1 protein-coding gene is annotated in these 796 nt (G+C 31.3%); it reads right to left on the reverse strand.

Features of this window, described 5'->3' with window-relative positions:
- On the reverse strand, window positions 1-556 hold a 556-nt coding region (locus FY049_RS22205; RefSeq protein WP_446084431.1), incomplete at its 3' end, for a BapA/Bap/LapF family prefix-like domain-containing protein.
- Between the last annotated feature and the right edge of the window lie 240 nt (window positions 557-796).

The raw sequence follows: 796 nt of genomic DNA on the forward strand, positions 1-796 counted from the left end.
CTGGCGTGATCAATTGATCTTTGTTCGCATCTGCAATCGCTTGAGTCACATCTTGATACGCTTTTTCTGCGGCTTCAACTGACGCTGTTGTATCTTTAATCGCTGCATTAGTTGTATTTTTTCTATCAGCCCCGTCATCACTAAGGCTATTAATCCCCAATCCAATTCCAGCAAGTAGTAGCCCAGCTACACCACCAGCCTTCAATCCAGTAATTGCTAAGTCATCGTATAATAATGGAGAGATATTTGAAATCGATTCATAAACTGCCGTTACTAATGAACTATTATGTTCAGTAGTAAACTTAACCCATAACAATTCATCATCATCGTTTAATACTAGACTACTAGTGTTAGGATTAAAATTCTTAATTGTAAGAATTTCACCATTCCTTAATGTAATAACCAGTTCATTTCCTTCAATTTTATAACTTAGAATATCCTCTTTTTTAATATCCAAAATTACTACAGAACTTTCTGATAATAAAATTGTTTTTTGCTCAACTGTTTCAAGTAACTTATGATGAGTTATTTTAGAAATAACGCTAATTTTTTGCATGTAATATTTTTTCCATTTTATATATTTAAATTACATCACATATTAACCCAGGAGTGTGAAAAATAAATCACAGTCAATATGTTTTAATTAACTGCTCCACATTTAATACATAAAGAAAAATGTAAATTACATTAGACTTCTTTTATAACTCACTTTTTACTCAGTTCTAAATGGCTTTGTTGCACAAACCTATCTCTAAAGGCTGATTCCACACTATAATTTTCAAATGAATAAGCCTCA

Source organism: Acinetobacter sp. 1125_18A (assembly GCF_052824985.1).